This window comes from Nocardia transvalensis NBRC 15921 (genome assembly GCF_000308875.1).
GTDB classification, from domain to species: domain Bacteria; phylum Actinomycetota; class Actinomycetes; order Mycobacteriales; family Mycobacteriaceae; genus Nocardia; species Nocardia transvalensis.
Map to the genome: position 1 here is coordinate 29,418 of NZ_BAGL01000053.1, position 18,038 is coordinate 47,455.

At 71.8% G+C, this 18,038-nt stretch carries 13 protein-coding genes; 3 read left to right on the top strand and 10 right to left on the bottom strand.

What is annotated here, in order from left to right; all coding sequences use genetic code 11:
- Window positions 1–34: 34 nt before the first annotated feature.
- Window positions 35–553 (bottom strand): RICIN domain-containing protein, encoded by a 519-nt coding sequence (locus ON41_RS16580; RefSeq protein WP_040748550.1) that lies wholly within the window; start codon window positions 551–553, stop codon window positions 35–37.
- Window positions 554–1,060: 507 nt separating this feature from the next.
- Here ON41_RS16580 and ON41_RS16585 point away from each other — a divergent pair.
- Both ON41_RS16585 and ON41_RS16590 read left to right on the top strand, forming a co-directional pair.
- Complete coding sequence (locus tag ON41_RS16585; protein ID WP_051161662.1) at window positions 1,061–1,933, top strand: YdcF family protein; 873 nt, start codon at window positions 1,061–1,063, stop codon at window positions 1,931–1,933.
- A gap of 30 nt (window positions 1,934–1,963) precedes the next feature.
- Entirely contained in the window at window positions 1,964–2,767 is an 804-nt protein-coding gene (locus tag ON41_RS16590; protein WP_040748551.1) for a putative protein N(5)-glutamine methyltransferase, read from the top strand.
- Between the two features lie 4 nt (window positions 2,768–2,771).
- Here the strand turns inward: ON41_RS16590 and ON41_RS16595 are convergent, their stop codons facing one another.
- The 4 genes from ON41_RS16595 to ON41_RS16610 form a co-directional block, all read right to left on the bottom strand.
- Complete coding sequence (locus tag ON41_RS16595; RefSeq protein WP_040748552.1) at window positions 2,772–3,128, bottom strand: hypothetical protein; 357 nt, start codon at window positions 3,126–3,128, stop codon at window positions 2,772–2,774.
- A 208-nt stretch (window positions 3,129–3,336) separates the two neighbouring features.
- Window positions 3,337–3,855, bottom strand: coding sequence for a DUF4232 domain-containing protein (locus tag ON41_RS16600; RefSeq protein WP_051161664.1), 519 nt, complete (start codon window positions 3,853–3,855; stop codon window positions 3,337–3,339).
- A gap of 99 nt (window positions 3,856–3,954) precedes the next feature.
- On the bottom strand, window positions 3,955–4,788 hold the full coding sequence (locus ON41_RS16605; RefSeq protein WP_040748553.1) for an SDR family NAD(P)-dependent oxidoreductase: 834 nt from the start codon (window positions 4,786–4,788) through the stop codon (window positions 3,955–3,957).
- A 26-nt stretch (window positions 4,789–4,814) separates the two neighbouring features.
- Window positions 4,815–6,386, bottom strand: coding sequence for a succinic semialdehyde dehydrogenase (locus ON41_RS16610; protein ID WP_040748554.1), 1,572 nt, complete (start codon window positions 6,384–6,386; stop codon window positions 4,815–4,817).
- Window positions 6,387–6,522: 136 nt separating this feature from the next.
- Here ON41_RS16610 and ON41_RS16615 point away from each other — a divergent pair, with 136 nt between their 5' ends.
- On the top strand, window positions 6,523–7,215 hold the full coding sequence (locus ON41_RS16615; protein ID WP_040748555.1) for a TetR/AcrR family transcriptional regulator: 693 nt from the start codon (window positions 6,523–6,525) through the stop codon (window positions 7,213–7,215).
- Between the two features lie 3 nt (window positions 7,216–7,218).
- Here ON41_RS16615 and ON41_RS16620 read toward each other — a convergent pair whose 3' ends face one another.
- The 5 genes from ON41_RS16620 to ON41_RS16640 all read right to left on the bottom strand — a co-directional run.
- Window positions 7,219–8,454, bottom strand: coding sequence for a cytochrome P450 family protein (locus tag ON41_RS16620; protein WP_040748556.1), 1,236 nt, complete (start codon window positions 8,452–8,454; stop codon window positions 7,219–7,221).
- A 10-nt stretch (window positions 8,455–8,464) separates the two neighbouring features.
- Window positions 8,465–9,718: a cytochrome P450 family protein gene (locus ON41_RS16625; RefSeq protein ID WP_040748557.1), complete on the bottom strand. Its 1,254-nt coding sequence runs from the start codon at window positions 9,716–9,718 to the stop codon at window positions 8,465–8,467.
- 458 nt (window positions 9,719–10,176) lie between these two features.
- On the bottom strand, window positions 10,177–12,054 hold the full coding sequence (recD, locus tag ON41_RS16630; RefSeq protein ID WP_040748558.1) for an exodeoxyribonuclease V subunit alpha: 1,878 nt from the start codon (window positions 12,052–12,054) through the stop codon (window positions 10,177–10,179).
- Window positions 12,051–15,629, bottom strand: a complete 3,579-nt coding sequence (locus ON41_RS16635) for a UvrD-helicase domain-containing protein (RefSeq protein ID WP_083905404.1) — start codon at window positions 15,627–15,629, stop codon at window positions 12,051–12,053. Before ON41_RS16635 ends, recD begins: the two co-directional genes overlap by 4 nt.
- The coding region (locus ON41_RS16640; RefSeq protein WP_040748571.1) for an exodeoxyribonuclease V subunit gamma at window positions 15,626–18,038 on the bottom strand (2,413 nt) is incomplete at its 5' end. The genes ON41_RS16635 and ON41_RS16640, both read right to left, overlap by 4 nt.

Consider the following 18,038-nt stretch of genomic DNA (forward strand, 5'->3'; position numbering starts at 1 on the left):
CCTTAACGGTCCCGCCGCCCCCGTCCCGCGTGCCCTAGCGCTTCTCCAGCGGCTCGAGGATCCACCGTGCGGTGGGCTCGTCTCCGACCTGGCCCACGGCCGCGGACGGCTCGGACGACCCGACCGCCGCGCCGTACAGGGCCGTCCGGGGATTCGAGGCCAGGGTGATGCGGTAGTGGCCGCCGGTCTCGGCGACGTACCAGAGTCCGGAATCACCGACGCCACAGGCGTTCTGCTCGACCGCGACGACGCCGGGGCGGGAGCGGGACGGGACGAGGCACAGGCGGCTGGCCGCATTGCGCATCTGGAACACCGGCCCCGCGGGGCGGTAGTCGACCGCCACGAACTCCCACTGATGGACGTCGACGGTGTCGTCGCCGCCACGCGACGGCCGCGTCACGGCGGCCTGCGGGAGCACGACGTGATTGGGGCGGGGCTCCCAGAACACCCGATACGTGCCCGGCGTGATCGACGCCGCGGACGCGGGCGCGCAGACGCTCAGCGCCGAACCGACCACGCCCACCACCACCGCCATGAGATACCGGGCCACCACTCGCCAATCCTCTCGCCGGACGGATATCACGCATCGACACTCGTACGCGGTTGCGCGGCAACGACGTTCGCCGGTCACACAGCCCGGCTTCGAGCGACGGAAGCTTAACGGCAATCCGCGACCCCGACGGCCCGCTCACCGATCGCCGCCACGCCGCGTGTCCTGTCGAGGTTGCTGGCCGCCCCGCCCGACGGCTGTGGATCCCGCGGTCCGCCCGCCGGATCGGGCGTCCGGGGCCGAAAGAGGACACCTGCCGGTCAGTGACATCGCCCCCGCTGCGCCGCTCCCGTCCGGAAGCCCGGCACCCGGCCCCGCGAGGCGTTCCGCCAGCGCATCGACCCCGTGTCGCGGCCCATCGCTACCACCCCGCTACCGCGTTACATATGGAAATGTCACAACGCCAAATACGCCCTGGGCACTCATAACGGTCGTATTGTTGGCTCGACCGTTTACGAGCCAACTGCCAGCTACTTGTGACCCCGCTCCTCCGGAAAGGTGTCGACAGCAGTGAAGATCGCCAGACGATTCCGATACGTCGTCACGACCGCGTCGGCCGCCCTCGTGCTCGCCGCCCCGCTCGGGACCACCGCCGCCGCAGCCGACGGCCCCGCCCCGCTGTACAACTCCGCTCAGGCCAACTTCTCCAACGGCAACGACCCGGCCGGGCTGGCCGACCTGCACGCGCTGCTCGACGACACCCCCGACGACGCGCAGGCGCTCGCGCTGCAGGCCGTCTGGTCGGACTACGTGGGCGATGTGATCACCCGCGAGACCGCGCTGAACCGCCTGGGCGCCATCGACGGCGGCATGGCCCAGGGCACCCGGAACCTGCTCGGCGCCATCGGCGCCGCGGTCGGCACCCTGCCGAATCCGCTGCCCGCGCTGGTCGGCCCGCAGACCGGCATCGCGGTGCTCGGCTACGGCCTGCTGCCCGACGGCTCACTGCGGCCCGAACTGGTGGACCGGCTGACCGCGGCCTGGATCCAGGCCGTCGCCGCGCCGATGTCGCCGATCGTCGTCACCGGCGGCAACCCGCAGAACGGCGTGCCGGAGGCGGTGGCCATGGCCGGCTGGCTGATCGGCCACGGCATCCCGGCCAGCCGCGTCCTGGTCGAGGACCGGGCCGGGTCGACGGTGCAGAACGCGCTGTTCAGCACCCGCATGCTGCGCGACGCCGGCGCGACCAGCGCGGTCGTGGTGACCTCGCCGAGCCACATCCGCCGCGCGGTCGCCGATTTCATGGTCGCGGGCCTCCCCGTTGTGGGCGCGATGACCTCGACCGATCAGCTGGTCTCGCAGTTGCCGCCGCCGAGCCGGGCCGGGCAGCGCGGCATCTACCTGGACGCCACCCGCACCTTCCTGCTCCCGTCCTCCCGATAACCGCTTGACCCGGCGTCGGACAATGAGCGGGTGATCGCACCCGACTTCGAGTCCGTCACCGCCGCGCTGCGCCGCGCGGGATGTGTCTTCGCCGAGGACGAGGCCGCGCTGCTCACGGCGACGGCTTCGTCTCCCGGCGAACTGGAATCGATGGTGGCGCAACGGGTCTCGGGTACTCCGCTGGAACAGCTGCTGGGCTGGGCGGAGTTCCGTGGTCTGCGCGTGGCGGTGGCGCCGGGCGTCTTCGTGCCCCGGCAGCGCACCGGATTCCTCGTCGAGCGGGCGGTCGCCCTCGGCCGTCGCGGTCCGGGCACTACGCGGGTGCTGGTCGATCTGTGCTGCGGATGCGGCGCGCTCGGCCTGGCGACCGCGACGGAACTGGCGGAGTACGGCATGCGCGTCGAGGTGACGGCGAGCGATATCGACCCCGCCGCGGTGGAGTGCGCCCGGCGCAATCTCGACGCGCTGGGTGCTCGGGTGTTGCGGGGCGATCTGTTCGGCCCGCTGCCCGCGGATCTGGCCGGGCGCGTGGACATTCTGCTCGCCAACACCCCCTACGTCCCCACCGCGATGATCCCCCGCCTGCCGCCCGAGGCCCGCGACCACGAACCCCGCGCGGCCCTCGACGGCGGCGCCGACGGTCTCGACATCGTGCGCCGCGTCGCCGCCGGGGCGCGGCACTGGCTGGCCCCGGGCGGCCACGTGCTGGTCGAGTCGAGCCGCGAGCAGGTCCCCGAGGCCACGGAAGTCTTTGCCCGTCACGGCCTCACGCCGACCGTCGCCGAATCGGACGAACTCTACGCGACCGTCGTCCTCGGCACCCGGCCCGCCTGACCGCTCAGTCGATCCCCTGCCCCTGGATGATGTCGGCCACGGTCAGCTCGCCGGACTTCCACCGCGCGAACCGCTCCTCCGGCGCCACCGTCACCAGGTCGACGACGCCGAGCAGGTCGATGGGTAGCAGCCCGTCGAAATGCGCCACGCCGGGGACGATCACGGCGTCCACGCCCAACCGGCCGACGACGTCGCGTAACCGGCCGACCGGGTCGTGGGTGTTCGGGCCGAAGACGATCGTCTTGCGCAGGTTGTAGCCCAGACGCCGGGCGAGACTGCGCATCTGGATCTCGTCCCACTGCTGCCGCGCGCCCGAGACATCCTGCCGCACGTACCCGATGGCTTCCGACTTCGCTGTCATGGTCGACTCCTCGCAACGGCTCGGCTTCGAAAGCACCCGCCGCCGGAGAGTCAGGGGCTCGAAATCGATCCGACGGCGGGGCCGCTTACAGGGTCCTGTGCCGGGACGATTCGCGGAAGCGTTGCAGTGTTGCCAGCTGTTGCCGGGTTGCCGCACGAGTGCGCCGCGCCGACCGGCGGTCGGCGCGGCGCGGTGTCGCGGAGGGCAATCAGGCGCCGGGAACCAGGGGTCCGACGAAGGTGCCCGGATGGGTCGCGCCGTCCTGGCGCTGGACGCTCACGCCCGCGGGCCACGGCGCCTGAAGCTGGGTGGTGGTGTCCGGCGGGGTGACGACGACCGTCGCCGGGACCCAGCCGTCCGGCCCGCCGGGCAGATAGGTCAGCAGGCTGCTCACCGCGGCGCCGGGCTCCACCGTCTGGGGCGTGGGGTCCGCGGCCTGGCGCGGCAGCGAGTAGGTGGGCCCGAAGGTCGGGTCCGCGGGGCCGACCAGGTCGACGCCCGGAAAGCCCTGCAGCGCACAGGCTTGCGCGGAGGTGTTGGTCAGGACGACGTCCAGTGTGCCCTGGCTCGCCGAGTCGGACGGCCGCTCGCGGGTGCTCAGGGCCAGGGATTCGGGGGCGCACGGCGCGGGCGCTGCCGCGCTGGTCACCGCCGGGATCGTCACCGCCGCCAGGGATGCCAGCACGGCGCCGGCGATTCCCGTTACTCGCCAGGTCGTCGAAGTCATGGTTCCTTTCGAAATGCCATAGTTCACCCGGCCATTCGAACAGATATTCCTTCCGGATGGGCGGGCAACCTCCGACGCCGCAGGTGAGCGGGCGATTCGTCAGCCCTTGCGACCGGTGAACTCGTCCATGGAGTGATAGACGCCGACCGTGTTCAGGTAGAAGTCGCGGACCTTCAGCGGGAGCAGGCCCGAGATGGCGCGGTTCATGCGGGAGGTCCAGGGAATCACGACCAGCGGCGTGCCCTTCTTCATCGCCGACCAGGCGGTGTCCACCGCCGTGTCCTGCTCGAGGATCGGGGTGAACCAGAAACCCTTGGCGCCCTCGAACATTCCGGTGTCGATGTAGGTCGGGCAGAACGAGGTGACCTTGACGTGGTCGTTGCCGGACTGCTCGAGTTCCAGTCGCACCGAATCCGACCAGCCCAGCGCCGCCCACTTGGAACCGGCGTAGACGCTCATCCGCGGATTGGCCACCAGGGCCGCCGAGGAGGCGATGTTCAGCACGCGCGCCGGGCTCCGGCGGGACACCATCGCCGGGAGGAATTCCCGCGTGATGTACATGGGCGCCAGGGAATTGATCGCCACGGTCTTCTCGATGTCGGCGGGATCCTTCGTCTCCCAGAAGTACCCGTTCCCGCGCACGATGCCCGCGTTGTTGACCAGGACGTCGATATCGCCGACCTCCCGGCGCACCGCCGCCGCGGCCTCCGCGATGGCCGCGGGATCCGAGACGTCGACCACGTGGTGGTGGATCCGGCTGCCGCCCACCGCGGTCAGCTCGGCCGCCGTCTTCTCCAGCGCCTCCCCGTCGATGTCCCACAGCACGACGTCGGCGGCCCGCTCGCCCACGGCCCGCTCCGCGAAGGTCCTGCCCAGTCCCCTCGCGCCGCCGGTGATCAGCACCGTCCGGCCGGACACCGTCTCCATATCCATCACAACCCCTGTCGTCTCCGCCGGATTCACTTCTGCCGCAGGCTCTTCATCACGCCGAAGTACAGCGTCAGCGTCTTCGCCCACAGCGCCTCGGACATGCCCGGGAGCGGCGCGATCGGCAGCGCCCGCTGCACCGCGATGGTCTGGGTGTCGACGTACTTCAGCAGCCCCTCGGGACCGTGCCGCCGCCCGCCGCCGGAGATGCCGAGCCCGCCCGACGGCGCGGCGACGCTGCCCCAGGCGGCGATGAAGCCCTCGTTCACGTTCACCGATCCGGCGTCGATGCGCGCCGCGATCTCTCGCGCGCGGTTCGTATCCCGGCTCCACACACTGGCATTCAGGCCGTAGGCGCTGTCGTTGGCCTGCTCGACCGCCTCGTCGTCGCTGCTCACCCGGTATACCGACACCACCGGGCCGAACGTCTCCTCGCGGTGGACCGTCATCCCGGCGCGCACGCCCGCGAGGACGGTCGGCTCGTAGAAGTAGGGGCCGAGGTCGGGGCGGGCGCGCCCGCCCGCGAGCACGGTCGCGCCCTTCGCGACGGCGTCGTCGACATGCGCTGCCACGGTGTCGATCTGGCGCCGGAAGGTCAGCGAGCCGATCTCGTAGGAGTAGTCCAGGGCCGAGCCGAGCGCCAATTTCCGTGTGTTCTCGGTGAATTCGGCGACGAACCGGTCGTAGACGCTGTCGTGCACGTAGATTCGCTCGATCGATTCGCACAGCTGGCCCGCCGACGCGAAGCACGCGCGCACCGCGATCTTCGCCGCCGCCGGCACGTCCGCGTCCGCGAGCACCAGCAGCGGATTCTTCCCGCCCAGTTCCAGCGAGTAGCCGATCAGCCGCTCCCCCGCCTGGCGGGCGATGGTGCGGCCGGTCGCGCTGGAGCCGGTGTAGTCGACGAAATCGGCCCGGCCGATCACCTCGCCGCCGATCACCGACCCACGCCCGAGCACGGCCTGCCACAGCCCCTTCGGCAGGCCCGCGCGCTCGGCGGCATCGATGGCCCACAGCGCGGTGAGCGCGGTCTGGTTGTCCGGGCGGGCGACCACGGCGTTGCCCGCCAGCAGCGCCGGGAGCGCGTCGGAGGCGGCCAGCGCCAGCGGGTAGTTCCACGGCGAGATCACCGCGACCACGCCCTTGGGCCGGTTGCGCACCTCCACCCGCGTCAGGACGGGCAGGACGCCGCGCGGGCTGCGCGGGGCCAGCAGCTTCTCCGCCGCCGCGGCGTAGTAGCGGGCGTTGACCGCCACGTCGCCGACCTCGTCGAAGGCGTGCACGCGCGACTTACCGGTCTCGGTCTGGACGATGTCGAGAATCGCGTCCTGCTCGCCCAGCACCAGGTCGTGGAACCGGCGCAGCACCGCGGCCCGCTCGGCGACCGGCACCCGGGCCCACTGCCGCTGCGCGCGCCGGGCCGCCGCGAACGCCTCCTCGATATCGGCGGTCGACGACTGCGGCAGATCCGCGATCTTGCGGCCGGTGGCCGGGGCGAACACCTCGACCGAGGGCGCGCCGCCCGCCGTCGCGTGCGTGAGCAGGGCCCCTACCAGCGACTGCGGGAGCGCGTCGGCGGGGGCGAGCTGCGGGGCGGTCGTCATCGTCGGCCCTCTCGATCGGCGGAACATGTCCAACGAATTTATTGAACACCAGTGTTAGCTTAACACTGGTGTTAGATTAATCGTGTTCCCGCGCGTCCTGTCAAGCGGCGCGCACCCGAGCTGAGAGGTGTCACAGATGCCGCACGATGGCGTGGCCGCGGCGCACAGCAGTGCCCGCCGGGGCCGCCCGCCACAGACGCGCGAACAGGCCGACGAGGTCCGCGCCCGGATCGTGCTGGCCGCCGCCGACGTCTTCACCGCACACGGGTCGCGCGGGCTGAACGTCGCGCGGGTCCTCGAGCGCGCGGGTATCTCGCGGCCGACCTACTACCGGTATTTCGCGAATGCCGAAGCGCCGCTGCACGTCCTGCTCACCGCCTCCAACGAGGGGCTGGTCGGCGGCATCCGCGCGGCGCTGGAACGATCCGACGAGCCGGTGCAGCTGGGCATCGGGATCATCGACGCCTATCTGGACTGGGCGCGCGGGCACGGCCCGATGCTGCGGCCGGTCTTCGCCGAGCTGCACGATCCGGCCTCGCCGGTCTCGGCCTATCGCGAGGAGGCGTTCGACGACATCCGCGCGCTGGTCCGCACCAAATTCGCCGCGCTGGGGCGTCCGGCGCCCAGCCCGCTGGATCTGGATACGGCGCTACAGGTGTGCGAGTTCGTGGTCTACCGGGTATCGGCCGGGGCCGCCCCGGAACCCGCACCCGACGAGGTGGCCGCGGCGCGGCTCACCATGATCCGCAGCGTGCTGGTCACGCTCGGCCGGCGCGAGGACGTCGAACTCGCGCTGACGATTCCGGGAATCTTCGAGCCGGCCGGCTGACCGCTACGCCGCGGCGTCCAGGTACACCGGCAGGGACCGGTGACCGTTGGAGATGAAACTGCCCATCGGCACCAGTTCCGAAGCGTCCGTGGCGAATCGCAGCCCCGGGAACCGCTCGAACAGCGCCGGCAGCGCGATGGTCGCCTCCATGCGAGCCAGCGGCGCGCCGAGGCAGTGGTGCGCGCCGTAGCCGAAGGCGACGTGCTGGTCCTTGGTCTTGCGGTGCACGTCGAAGACGTCGGTGGTCTCGCCGTGGATCTTCGGGTCGCGGCTGGCGCCGGCGTAGGAGGCGAGAATGGCCTCCCCCTTGGGAATCCGGAATCCGCCGTCGATATCGATGTCCTCCACCGCGTACCGCAGCGGCAGGTGCGCGACGGGCGCCTGGTAGCGCAGCGTCTCCTCCACCAGATCCGACCACGGCACCCGGCCGGAGACCACGTCGTCGCGCTGCTCCGGATGGGTCAGCAAGGCGGTGATCGCCTGGTCGAGCAGGTTGACCGTGGTCTCGTGCCCGGCGTTGATCACGAGCATGAGGGTGTCGACGAGTTCCTTCTCGGTCAGCGACGACCCGTCGTCCTCGGCGCGCGTGGTGATCAGCACGCTGGTGATGTCGTCGCCCGGATTCTCGCGGCGATAGGAGACGAGTTCGCTGACGAGACCGAACATCTCGACGTAGTTGGCCTGCGCCTGTTCGGGGGTGAAGGAGGTATCGAAGAAGCCGTCGACGCATTTGTGCATGGGCGCGCCGAGATGGTCGGGCACGCCCATCAATTCGGTGATCACGCGGATCGGCACCGGATAGGCGTAGCGGGTGCGGAGATCGGCGACCTCGCCCGGCGGAGTGGCGGCCAGATCGTCGAGCAGGCTCGTGATGAGTTCCTCGATCCGCGGCCGCAGCGCGGTGGTGCGGCGGTGGGTGAACGCCGGGGACACCAGTTTGCGCAGCCGCCGGTGCTCCGGGCCGTAGGCGGTGAACATGTTGTCCACGGCCACCCACGGCAGCAGCGGCCACGCCTCGGTGATCTCGCCGTTGCCGTACGCCGCCCAGTGCTGACGCGGATCCTTGGACACCCGTGGGTCGGCGAGCAGGCTGCGCAACACGGCCTGGTCGGTGACCGACCACGCGGGCACGCCGCCCGGCAGCACGACCGGGGCGACCGGGCCGAGTTCGCGGATCCGGGCCGACTCGCCCTGGATATCGGTGCCGGTGAGGTCCAGGACGATCGGATCGTGCGCCATCGGGTTCTCCTTACGCAAGATTCAACGGAGGGGATGCGGGGAAGGTGACCGGAAGCGCCGCCATGGCGCGGTGGAACGGGCCGGGCCGCCAGGTGATGTCGGCCGTCGTCCCCGCGAGCCCGAGTTCGGGCAGGGCATCGAGCAGTTGGTCGATCGCGTCCTGCGCGACCAGATAGGCGACCGACCGCGCGGGGCAGGCGTGCGGACCGGCGCTCCACGCGAGGTGGGAGCGGTTGCCGGTGCGGTCGCCGCCGGCGATGGCCGGATCGTTGTTGCAGCCGGCGAGGCTGATCACGACGGGGCGGTGTGCCGGTAACCAGACGCTGTCGATCAGGATCGGCTGGCGCGGATACGTGACGGAGAAGTTCGCCATCGGCGGGTCGTTGAACAGCACCTCGTCGAGCGCGTCGCGGGTGGACATGCTGCCGCCGAGCATCCCGCCGCCGAACCGGTCGTCGGTGAGCATCAGCAGCAGCGTATTGCTGATCAGGTTCTGCATCGGCTCGATGCCCGCGCCGTAGAAACTGATCAGCTGGTAGAGCATCTCCTCGTCGGTGAGGGCGGCCGGGTGGTGCGCCAGGCGCGAGGTCACGTCGTCGCCGCGCTCGTCGCGGCGCATCTGGATCAGCTCCATCAGCGCCTCGGACAGATGCTGCATGCCCCACGCCGCGTTGACCGTGTCGAACAGCGCGGCCATACCCGTGGCGACCCGCTGCCCGATATCGGCCGAACAGCCGACGATCCGGTTGAGCGACTCGAAGACGAGCGGGAACGCGTACTGCGACAACAGATCCGCGGAACCGTCCTGGCAGAAGGTGTTGATCAGCGGGACGGCGATCGACTCCACCGTCGAATGCAGCGCGTGCAGGTCGATTCCGTCGATCGCGGCGACGTAGGCCTGCCGGTAGCGGGCGTGCGCCGTGCCGGAGTTGCGCAGCGCGTTGGGGTACCACTGCAGCATCGGGCGCACCGGGCAGTCCTCGGGGACCGTGTCCTGCCAGTGCCGCGGATCGGCCGGGAAGTGCTCGGGGTCGTTGAGGATCCGCAATGCCGTGCGATACCCGATGACCAGCGTCGCCGGGACGCCCGGGGACAGTTCGATGGGCACCATCGAGCCGTACCGCCGCCGCATGTCCCGGTAGAAGCCGTGCGGGTCGGCCGCGAACTCCGGGGTATCGAGCAGCGTGCGGGGGTCGTCGGAATCTACGGGAGACCCCTGGACCGGGCACGTCCCGGTCGTGGCGGTACGCGGGCCGGACGACACTGAGTGTTCACCTCACAACCATTGCAGCACAACACACTTCGCACGAAACCCAGCCGTGCGAAGCAACTTACCGACAAGCGTTACCGCCCGGAAGAACCGGACGGCCGCTCCAGATTAGCAGCACTGTCACAGGTTCTCTCCCGATTCCCCAGTCGCCCTTACGAACTCACGCACCCACCGGTTTGACCGCCCACTATGCCGGTTGGCTATCGGATTCGGTGTGCATACTCGCTGCGAGATCCCGGCCAAAAGCATGCCGGGAACAGATCGGAACCGCCACGCTCGGCCGACTATTCCGGGACGGCCACCCGCACCAATCCCGGGACGACCACCCGCACCTATCCCGGCACGACCACCCGCACCTATCCCGGCACGACCACCCACACCTATCCCGGCACGACCACCCACACCTATCCCGGCACGACCACCAGCACCTATCCCGGCACGAGCACCCTCATTTATCCCGGCACGCTTTTGGCCGGGATCCGCAGACCACTAGCGCGCAGGACGCGGCGGGCGATGCCCGCGCGAATCGCCTCCTCGGTGCCGATGATCCGGACGTGGTGGCGGGCGCGGGTGATGGCGGTGTAGAGCAGTTCGCGGGTGAGCAGGGTGGATTCGGGGCCGGGCAGGACCACCGAGACCGTGCCGTACTGGCTGCCCTGGCTGCGGTGGATGGTCATGGCGTAGACCGTGGTGACGCCGGGGAACTGGGTGGGGTGCACCAGGTACGGTTCGGCGCCGCGCTGCAGGGCCGCGCGCAGCGAGCCGTCGGCCGCGCGGACGATGACGCCGGTGTCGCCGTTGTAGATGCGAGCCTCGTGGTCGTTGGCGGTGACCAGCAGCGGCTGGCCCGGGAACCACTGTCCCGCACCGGGTTCCGTGCCGATCCCCGCGGCCGCCACCCATCCGGCGGCGAGCCGGTCCCAGCGTTCGACGCCGAACTGGCCCTGCCGGTGGGCGCACAGCAGGCGATGGGATTCCATGGCCTCCAGGGCCGCCGCCGCGTCGCCCCGCCCCGCCGCCGCGGTCGAGTCGCGGGCCGTTCCGACGACGTCGGCGCGCACGGCGGCGGTGTCGTCGGGTTCGCGCAGCGACAGGTCGTCCCCGCCCTCGGCCAGTAGCGCCAGCGCGGTGTCCGCGTCGCCCGCGCGCACCGCGACCGCCAGATCCGCGATCCGCCGGCCGAACCGCCGCCCGCGGGTGAGCCGGACGATGCCCCCGCGCAGCCGATCTCGTTCCCGCTGGGTGAGGGCGTCGGGATCGGTGCCGCCGAGGATCTCGCCGAGGAGCGGATTCGGCTCGGCCGCGACCGGCCCGGCGACCAGGTCGGCGAGGACGGCGCCCGCGTCCACCGACGCCAGCTGGTCCGGATCGCCCACCAGGACCAGGCGGGTGTCGGGCCGCACCGCGGGCAGCAGGCGGCTCATCATCGTCAGCGACACCATCGAGGTCTCGTCGACCACGATGATGTCGTAGGGCAGCCGGTTGAATTCGTGGTGGCGGAAGCGCGTGGCGCCCCCGCGCTGCCAGCCCAGCAGTCGGTGCAGCGTGGCGGCGGTCAGCTCCGGAAGTTCCAGTTCGCCGGCCTGTTCGCGGACCGATTCCTGCAGGCGGGCGGCGGCCTTGCCGGTCGGGGCGGCCAGCGCGATGCGCAGCGCGGCCGAACCGGGGACGGCCTGCTGGTGCGCCGTCAACAGCGCCAGGATGCGGGCGATGGTGTGGGTCTTGCCGGTGCCGGGGCCGCCCGCCACGACCGTCGTCCAGTGGGTGGCGGCCAGCGCCGCGGCCACCCGCTGCCGGTCCAGGCCCGCGGTGCCGGGGAACAGCCGATCCAGTTGCCGCCGAACGGTTTCCGGGTCGATCAGCGGGTGGGTGGCGGCGCGTTCGGTGAGGACGCGGCGGATGGTCTGCTCCTGCCGGTAGTACCGGTCGAGGTACAGCAGCGGGCCGAACCCCTCGGCCTCGACCAGCCGCAGCGGACGCAGCGGCCCGGCCGGACTGCCTGCCACCAGCGGGCTCCCCCGCAGGGCCGCGAGGACCGTGTCCACCTCCGGCCACGGCAGCGTCGCGGGATCGATGGCATCCGGATCGCCCGTGTCGAAACCCTCGCCGTCCACGCCGATCTCGTGCATCCGCGACAGTTCCAGGCAGACCGATCCGGACCGCACCGCGCGCACCGCGAGCGCCGCGGCCAGCAGCACCAGCTCCGTATCCTCGCGCCCGAGCCGCCCCAGCCGCAAGGCCACGTGCACGTCGGCGGCCGACAGCACCCCGGCGTTGTTGAACGTGCGCAACAGCCCGGTCGCCCGCTGCGCCAACTGAATCGCGGTCACCCGGGGCCTCCGTCCAGCTGACCCGCAAGGAGATCGGAGAGGTCCTGCACCAACGCGACGGGCGGATCCCAGTCGAAAACGCCACAACCGGACGGGGTTTCGGGACCGATCATGCCGCGCACGAACAGGTATCGGATCCCGCCCAGATGCGTCGCCGGGTCGTAGCCGGGCAGCCGCCAGCGCAGATACCGGTGCAGCGCGGCCGAATACAGGATGGCCTGCAACGGATAGTGGGAGCGCATCATCTCCGCGGCCATGCGGTCGCGGGTGTAGTGCGCGACGGTGAGGTGGTCGGTGCCCAGCCGGTTGGTCTTGTAGTCGACGACGACGAAGCGCGGGCCCTCGAGACGCAGCACCGCATCGATACTGCCGGTGAGGAATCCGCGCAGCACGGTGTCCTCGAGGGTCTCCACCTGGTCGGCGTAGGCGGCGAACGGGTCGTCGGCGGGCAGGTGGCGGCGCAGCAGTCCCGCGATGGCGCGCACCGTGACTCGCTCCGAGCACGGTGCCTCGCCCCCGGCGAGGGGCAGCTCGAAGTCGAGTTCGTTGAGGCGGTCGCGGCTGGAAACGGCGGCGAGGGAACCGGTTCCGAGGGGCGTGTGCATGACCGCCAGCAGCGCGGTCGCGAGTACGGCCGGGTCGATATCGGCCATCAGTTCCTCGACGGCGCGGACGCAGTGGGCGTGCACCTCCGCCGCGAGGTCGGGGGCGTCGGTGTCCACGAGTTCGAGGACGCCGTGCACCAGGGTGCCGAAGTCGGCGCCGTAGGGCAGGTCGTTCATCAGCGACGGCGCGGCGCCGGCGAAGGCGGTGTCGTCGTCGACCTCGGCCGGGGTCTCCGGCTCGTCGGACCCGCCGGGGGTCTCCTCCGCGGCCACGTGGTTGTCGTGGGCGCCCGCAGTCAGCGCCGAATACGATGTGCGCCGCCACTCGGCGTCCACCGCCCGGTCGAAGGTGGCGGCGGCCAGCTCACCGGATTCGGTCTCGTCGCGGTCCCAGCGCGGGCGGACCTTCGACACCCGCGCCACCGGTTCGACCGCGACCAGATCGGGACCGGCCGATCCGGCCCACGCCGAGAGCTGTTCCAGCACAACGTCGTCCGTGGGGACCTCGCTCTTGCCGGGAACCTCGGCGCTGCCCGGCAGGCGGCCCAGGATCATCCGGTGCAGGGGCGCGAAGGCGGTGCCGTAGGCGGGGGCCCACCACGCCACCACCTGGCACTGGGCGCGGGTCAGCGCCACGTAGAGCAGGCGCAGTTCCTCCCCGGCCTCCTCGGCGTCGCTGCGGCGTTTGCGCTCGGCGTAGCCCGGCGCCTCCGGGCCGCCGACGTCCAGGACCCGGTCGCCGCCGTCGTGGAAGAGCAGGGTCACCGGGTTCGGGTTCTTCGCGCTGTCCCACGCGAACGGCAGGTACACCAGCGGGAACTCCAGGCCCTTACTGGCGTGGACGGTGGCGAGCTGGACGGCGGCGGCGTCGCGGTCCAGACGGCGGCTGCGGTCGGACACCGCGCCGGAGGCCGGATCGCGCACCCGGTCGGCCAGCCAGCGGGTCAGCGCGGTCAGGCCCAGCGATTCCCGCAGCGCCACCCGGTCCAGCAGTTGCGCGATGTGGCGCAGATCGGTGAGCTGGCGTTCGCCCCCGGCGACCCCGAGCAGCCGGGGCGCGAGTTCGGTTTCGGCCGAGAGCTTTTCGAACACGGCGGCGAATCCGGCGCGGCCGAACAGGCGGGCGGCCTCGCGCAGCTGGGTGCTCAGCCGGCCCACCAGATCCGCTCCGCCGGAATCGATGTCGGCGGCGGAGAGGCCCAGCAGCGGCGTCCCCGCGGCCAGGCGCACCCGGTCACCGCGATGCGGCTGTTCGAGCGCGCGCAGCAGCCACAGCCAGTCCACGGCGCTCTGGGTGCCGAAGACGCTGGCGCCGCCGGCCAGCACGGAGGCCACACCCACCCGGTCGAGGGCGGCGCGCACGAGATCGATCTGCGCGCGAGTGCGCACCAGGACCGCGATATCGCCGGGGCCCACCGGGGTGTCGCCGATATGCGTGCCGGAGTCGAGCAGACGCGCGATATCGGCCGCCACGTCCTCGGCGACGCGGGCGCGCTGGCGGCCGACCGACGGGAAGCCCGCACCGTTGCGCGGTCCCGCGCCGGTGCGCGGAAAACACCGCAGCCGCAACGGGTTCGGCGTCTCGAGGGTGCCGGACAGCCGGGTACGCGGGCGGACCGCCGCCACCGGGGAGACGGTGATCTCCTTGTGCCCCAGTGCCGCTCCCGCCATCAGATGCTCCAGGGCGGCGAGCAGTCCGGCGTCGCTGCGCCGGTTGGTGGTGAGTTCGCGGCGGCTGTCGGCGTGCGCGACCGCGTCCAGGTAGCTGAGCACCTCCGCGCCGCGGAACGCGTAGATCGCCTGTTTCGGATCGCCGACCAGCACGAGGGTGGCGTGGCCGTGGAAGGCACGGCGCAGGATGTCCCACTGCAGCGGATCGGTGTCCTGGAATTCGTCGACCAGCGCGACCCGGTACCGGCGGCGGATCCGGCGGCAGGCCTGCTCGCCGTGCGCCGGATCGGCGAGCACCTCGTGCAGCAGCACCAGCAGGTCGTCGAAGTCGCGCAGGCCCGAGAGCCGTTTGCGCCGTTCGGTTTCCGCGCGCACGGCGGCGGCGAAGGCGACGCGCTCGGCGCCCGGATGAGCGCCGAGTTCCTCGTCGGGAACCAGCCGCGCGTGCCGGTCCTGCACGGCTGCCGCGGCCAGCTGATGCGCCTCCTTCACCGCGAACGGCGGTCCGCCCCGCGCGTAGCGGGCGAGGTACAGATCGTCCGCCGCGGTGGCGACGAGGTCGTCGACGTTCTCCACCAGCCGCACCCGCGGATCGTGCTCACCGGCCAGCCCGAGTTCGTCGAGCATTCGCTGGCAGAAGCTGTGCGTGGTCGCGATGGTGCCGGAGTCGAAGTCCGACAGTGCCGCCAGCAGCCGGTTCCGCCGCCGTGCCACCTCCGCCGAATCCCCCTGCGCCAGATGCCGGATCAGCTCGTCCTCGCTCCCGCGCGCCGCCTCCGGATCCGCCAGCCCCGCCGCCACGGCGACGAACTTGTCCCGCGTCCGCTCCCGCAGCTCCTGCGTGGCCGCCCGGCTGAACGTCACCAGCAACAACTCCGAGACGTCCACCCCCACCTCGGCCACGAACCGCACCGCCAGCCCGACGATCGCATACGTCTTCCCGGTCCCCGCACTGGCCTCCAGAACCGTCGTCCCCCGAGGCAACTCCCCGCACAACTCGAACCTCTCCCCCTCGACCCCCTCCACCGACGGGGCACTGCCCTCGGCGTCGGTCGGCGTAGCGCTGACGTCGTCCACTGCCGTGGCTTCGTCGACTCCCGCACTCGTTGCGTCTTCTCGCACCTCGTCCAGCGTGCGGGAAGGGGTGCGGGAGTCGGGAAGGGGTGCGGGAGTGGGGAGGGACAGGAGGTCGGGGGTTTCGGGTGGGGGTGGGGCGGGGTGGGTGGTGGACGGGCGGGGGCGGCGACGGGGACGGGGGGCAGGGTCGAGGTCGGTGAGGGAGAAGAGTTCGTCGGTCATGGTTGTCCCTGGGATTCGTTGGCCAGCAACGGGTTCCACAGGCGGCGGGACAGGGCGCCGAAGCGGGTGACCTCGCCGGTGGGGTCCGGTTCGGGGAGGGGGGTTTCCAGGTGTTCCAGGCGGGGGGCCGGGCCCCAGACGTAGCGGAGGTAGCGGTCGGTGTGGTCGCCGAAGGGCTTGGGGCCGTTGGGGCCGCCGAGGAATTCCTGGTCGGCGGCCTGGCGGGCGTCATCGACATCCGCGCCCTGACACCGCCGTTCGGCGTAGACGGCCGAGGCGGTCGGCGTGATCGGCAGCGGTTCGGCCAGGCCCTCGTCGCGCAGATCGGCCAGGTCGCGCAGGATCGATTGGGCCGCGGCCGCATTGGGGGCGGTGAGGGTGGAGCGCCACGCGGGACGCCCGAATTTGCCGCGGCCGATGGTGACCGCGCGCCAGCCCTGGTTGCGCCCGGTCGCCGCCAGGGCCAGCACCCGCACCCAGGCGGCGATGCGATGTTTCGCGGCCAGCCGGGAGAAGGTGGTGCGCACCAGCGCGTCGTCGTGCACATCGGGCACGGTACCGCTGAGCAGCCGCCCGTCGCCGAGGTCCACGGCGATATCGATGGTCCGCGAGGGCACCTCGTGCATCGGCCGGGCCACGCGGACCAGCCGGTCGACGGTGTCCTCCACCTCGGTCAGCACGGCCGCGCCCAGCCCGAAGGCCGGCAGCGTGCCCCGCCGCCACTCGGCCGCGCGCAGGGCCGCCGGATCGGCGCCGTTGAGCCGCGCGCCCAGCATGCGCTCGCCCATATTCCATTTGGTGAGGCCGTCGAGTTCGATCGGCAGCCGCTCGTCGATCTCCTCTTCCTCCTCCGGCACCCGGATGCCCAGCCGCTGCCACAGGAACGCCCGCACCGGATGTTCGACGAACGACACGAGTTCCGCCAGCGCCACATCCGCGCGCGTCGCGGCCGGCAGCGGCCCGGGCAGGAACGCCACCCGGTCGCGCGCCGGAGCGGCCACCGCCCGCGCGCCCGCCAGCGCCACGGTGTCGAAACTGAACGGCCGCACCGGATCGAAGTTGCGGCGATCGAAGGCCTGCAACGGATGCCGGGTCACCACACCGTCGTCACCCACGTGCGCGCGCAGCACATCCAGCAGTTCGGCCACAGGGATCGCGGGCGGGCGGTACGCGCCGGTCACCGGGTCGGCACCGGTGTGCAGCACCACCAGGCGCTCCCCCGCCGACATGATCGCGTCCAGCAGCAGCTGGCGGTCCTCGCTGCGCGCGTCCCGCTCGCCCACCCTGGGGTCGCGCGCCAGCACGTCGTCGCCGTCCACGCCGCCGGGGCGCGGGAAGACGTCGTCGTCGAGTCCGAGCAGCACCACCATGCGGTGCGGCACCGACCGCAGCGGCGCCATCGTGCACACGGTCAGCTCGCCGGTCCGGAAATTCGCGCGCGAGCCCCGGGCCGCGAGCCGGGCCTGGAGCAATGCGGCGATATCGGTGAGCCGCAAGGGAATATCCCCGGCATGTTCGAGCGCCGAGGTCAGTTCCCGGCGCGCCTGCACCGCCTGCCACGTCTGCGCGTAGGTGACATCGGTGAGCAGATCCACCGCGCGCACCAGCACCTGCGCCCACTCGTGCGCCGGGCGCACCGAGCCGGAGGGTTCGGCCGGAGTCGGGCCGCGCAGATCGCGGACGCACACCGCGAGCCGGTCGACGAATTCGGCGAAGCGACCCGCCAGGTCCACGTCACCGGAGTCCACGTCCTCCAGCGGGAGCGCCAGATCCAGCCAGTCCTCGGAGGATTCGCCCGCCGCGACCCCGAGCAGGATGCGGTCGACGGCGGCGTTGAGCGTGTTCTGCGCGAAGTCGCCCAGGCCGAACGACTGCCGCTGACGCTGCCCGATCCCCCACCGCGCGCCGGTCTCGGCGGCCCATTCGCGCAGCCGCTCGATATCGTCGTCGTCGAATCCGCAGCGCAGCCGGACCGGTTCGGCCGCAGCGAGATCCAGCACCTGGGTGACGGTGACGCGCCCGTCGGCAAGCCCGAGCAGCCCGTCCAGCACGGCCAGCACCGGATTGGCGGCGCCGGGCGACCGGTCGGCCAGCCGGACCCGCAGCCCGTGCCCCGGATGCGCCGGCCGCGCGCCGGTCTCCGGGGACGGCTGCCCGAACGCCGCGCGCACCAGCGGGCCGTAGGTCTCCACGTCCGGGCACAGCACCACCACGTCGCGCGGCTCCAGCGTCGGATCCGCCGCGAACGCGCCCAGCAGCACATCGCGCAGCACCTCGACCTGCCGCGCGGGCCCGTGGCACGAGTGCACCTCGACGGTCCCGTCCGCCGGACTCGTCTCCGCGGGCGGCCACACATCCCTTCGCATCCCGTCCTGCACCGCGGAAAGCACAGTGCCCGAACGGGTTCCG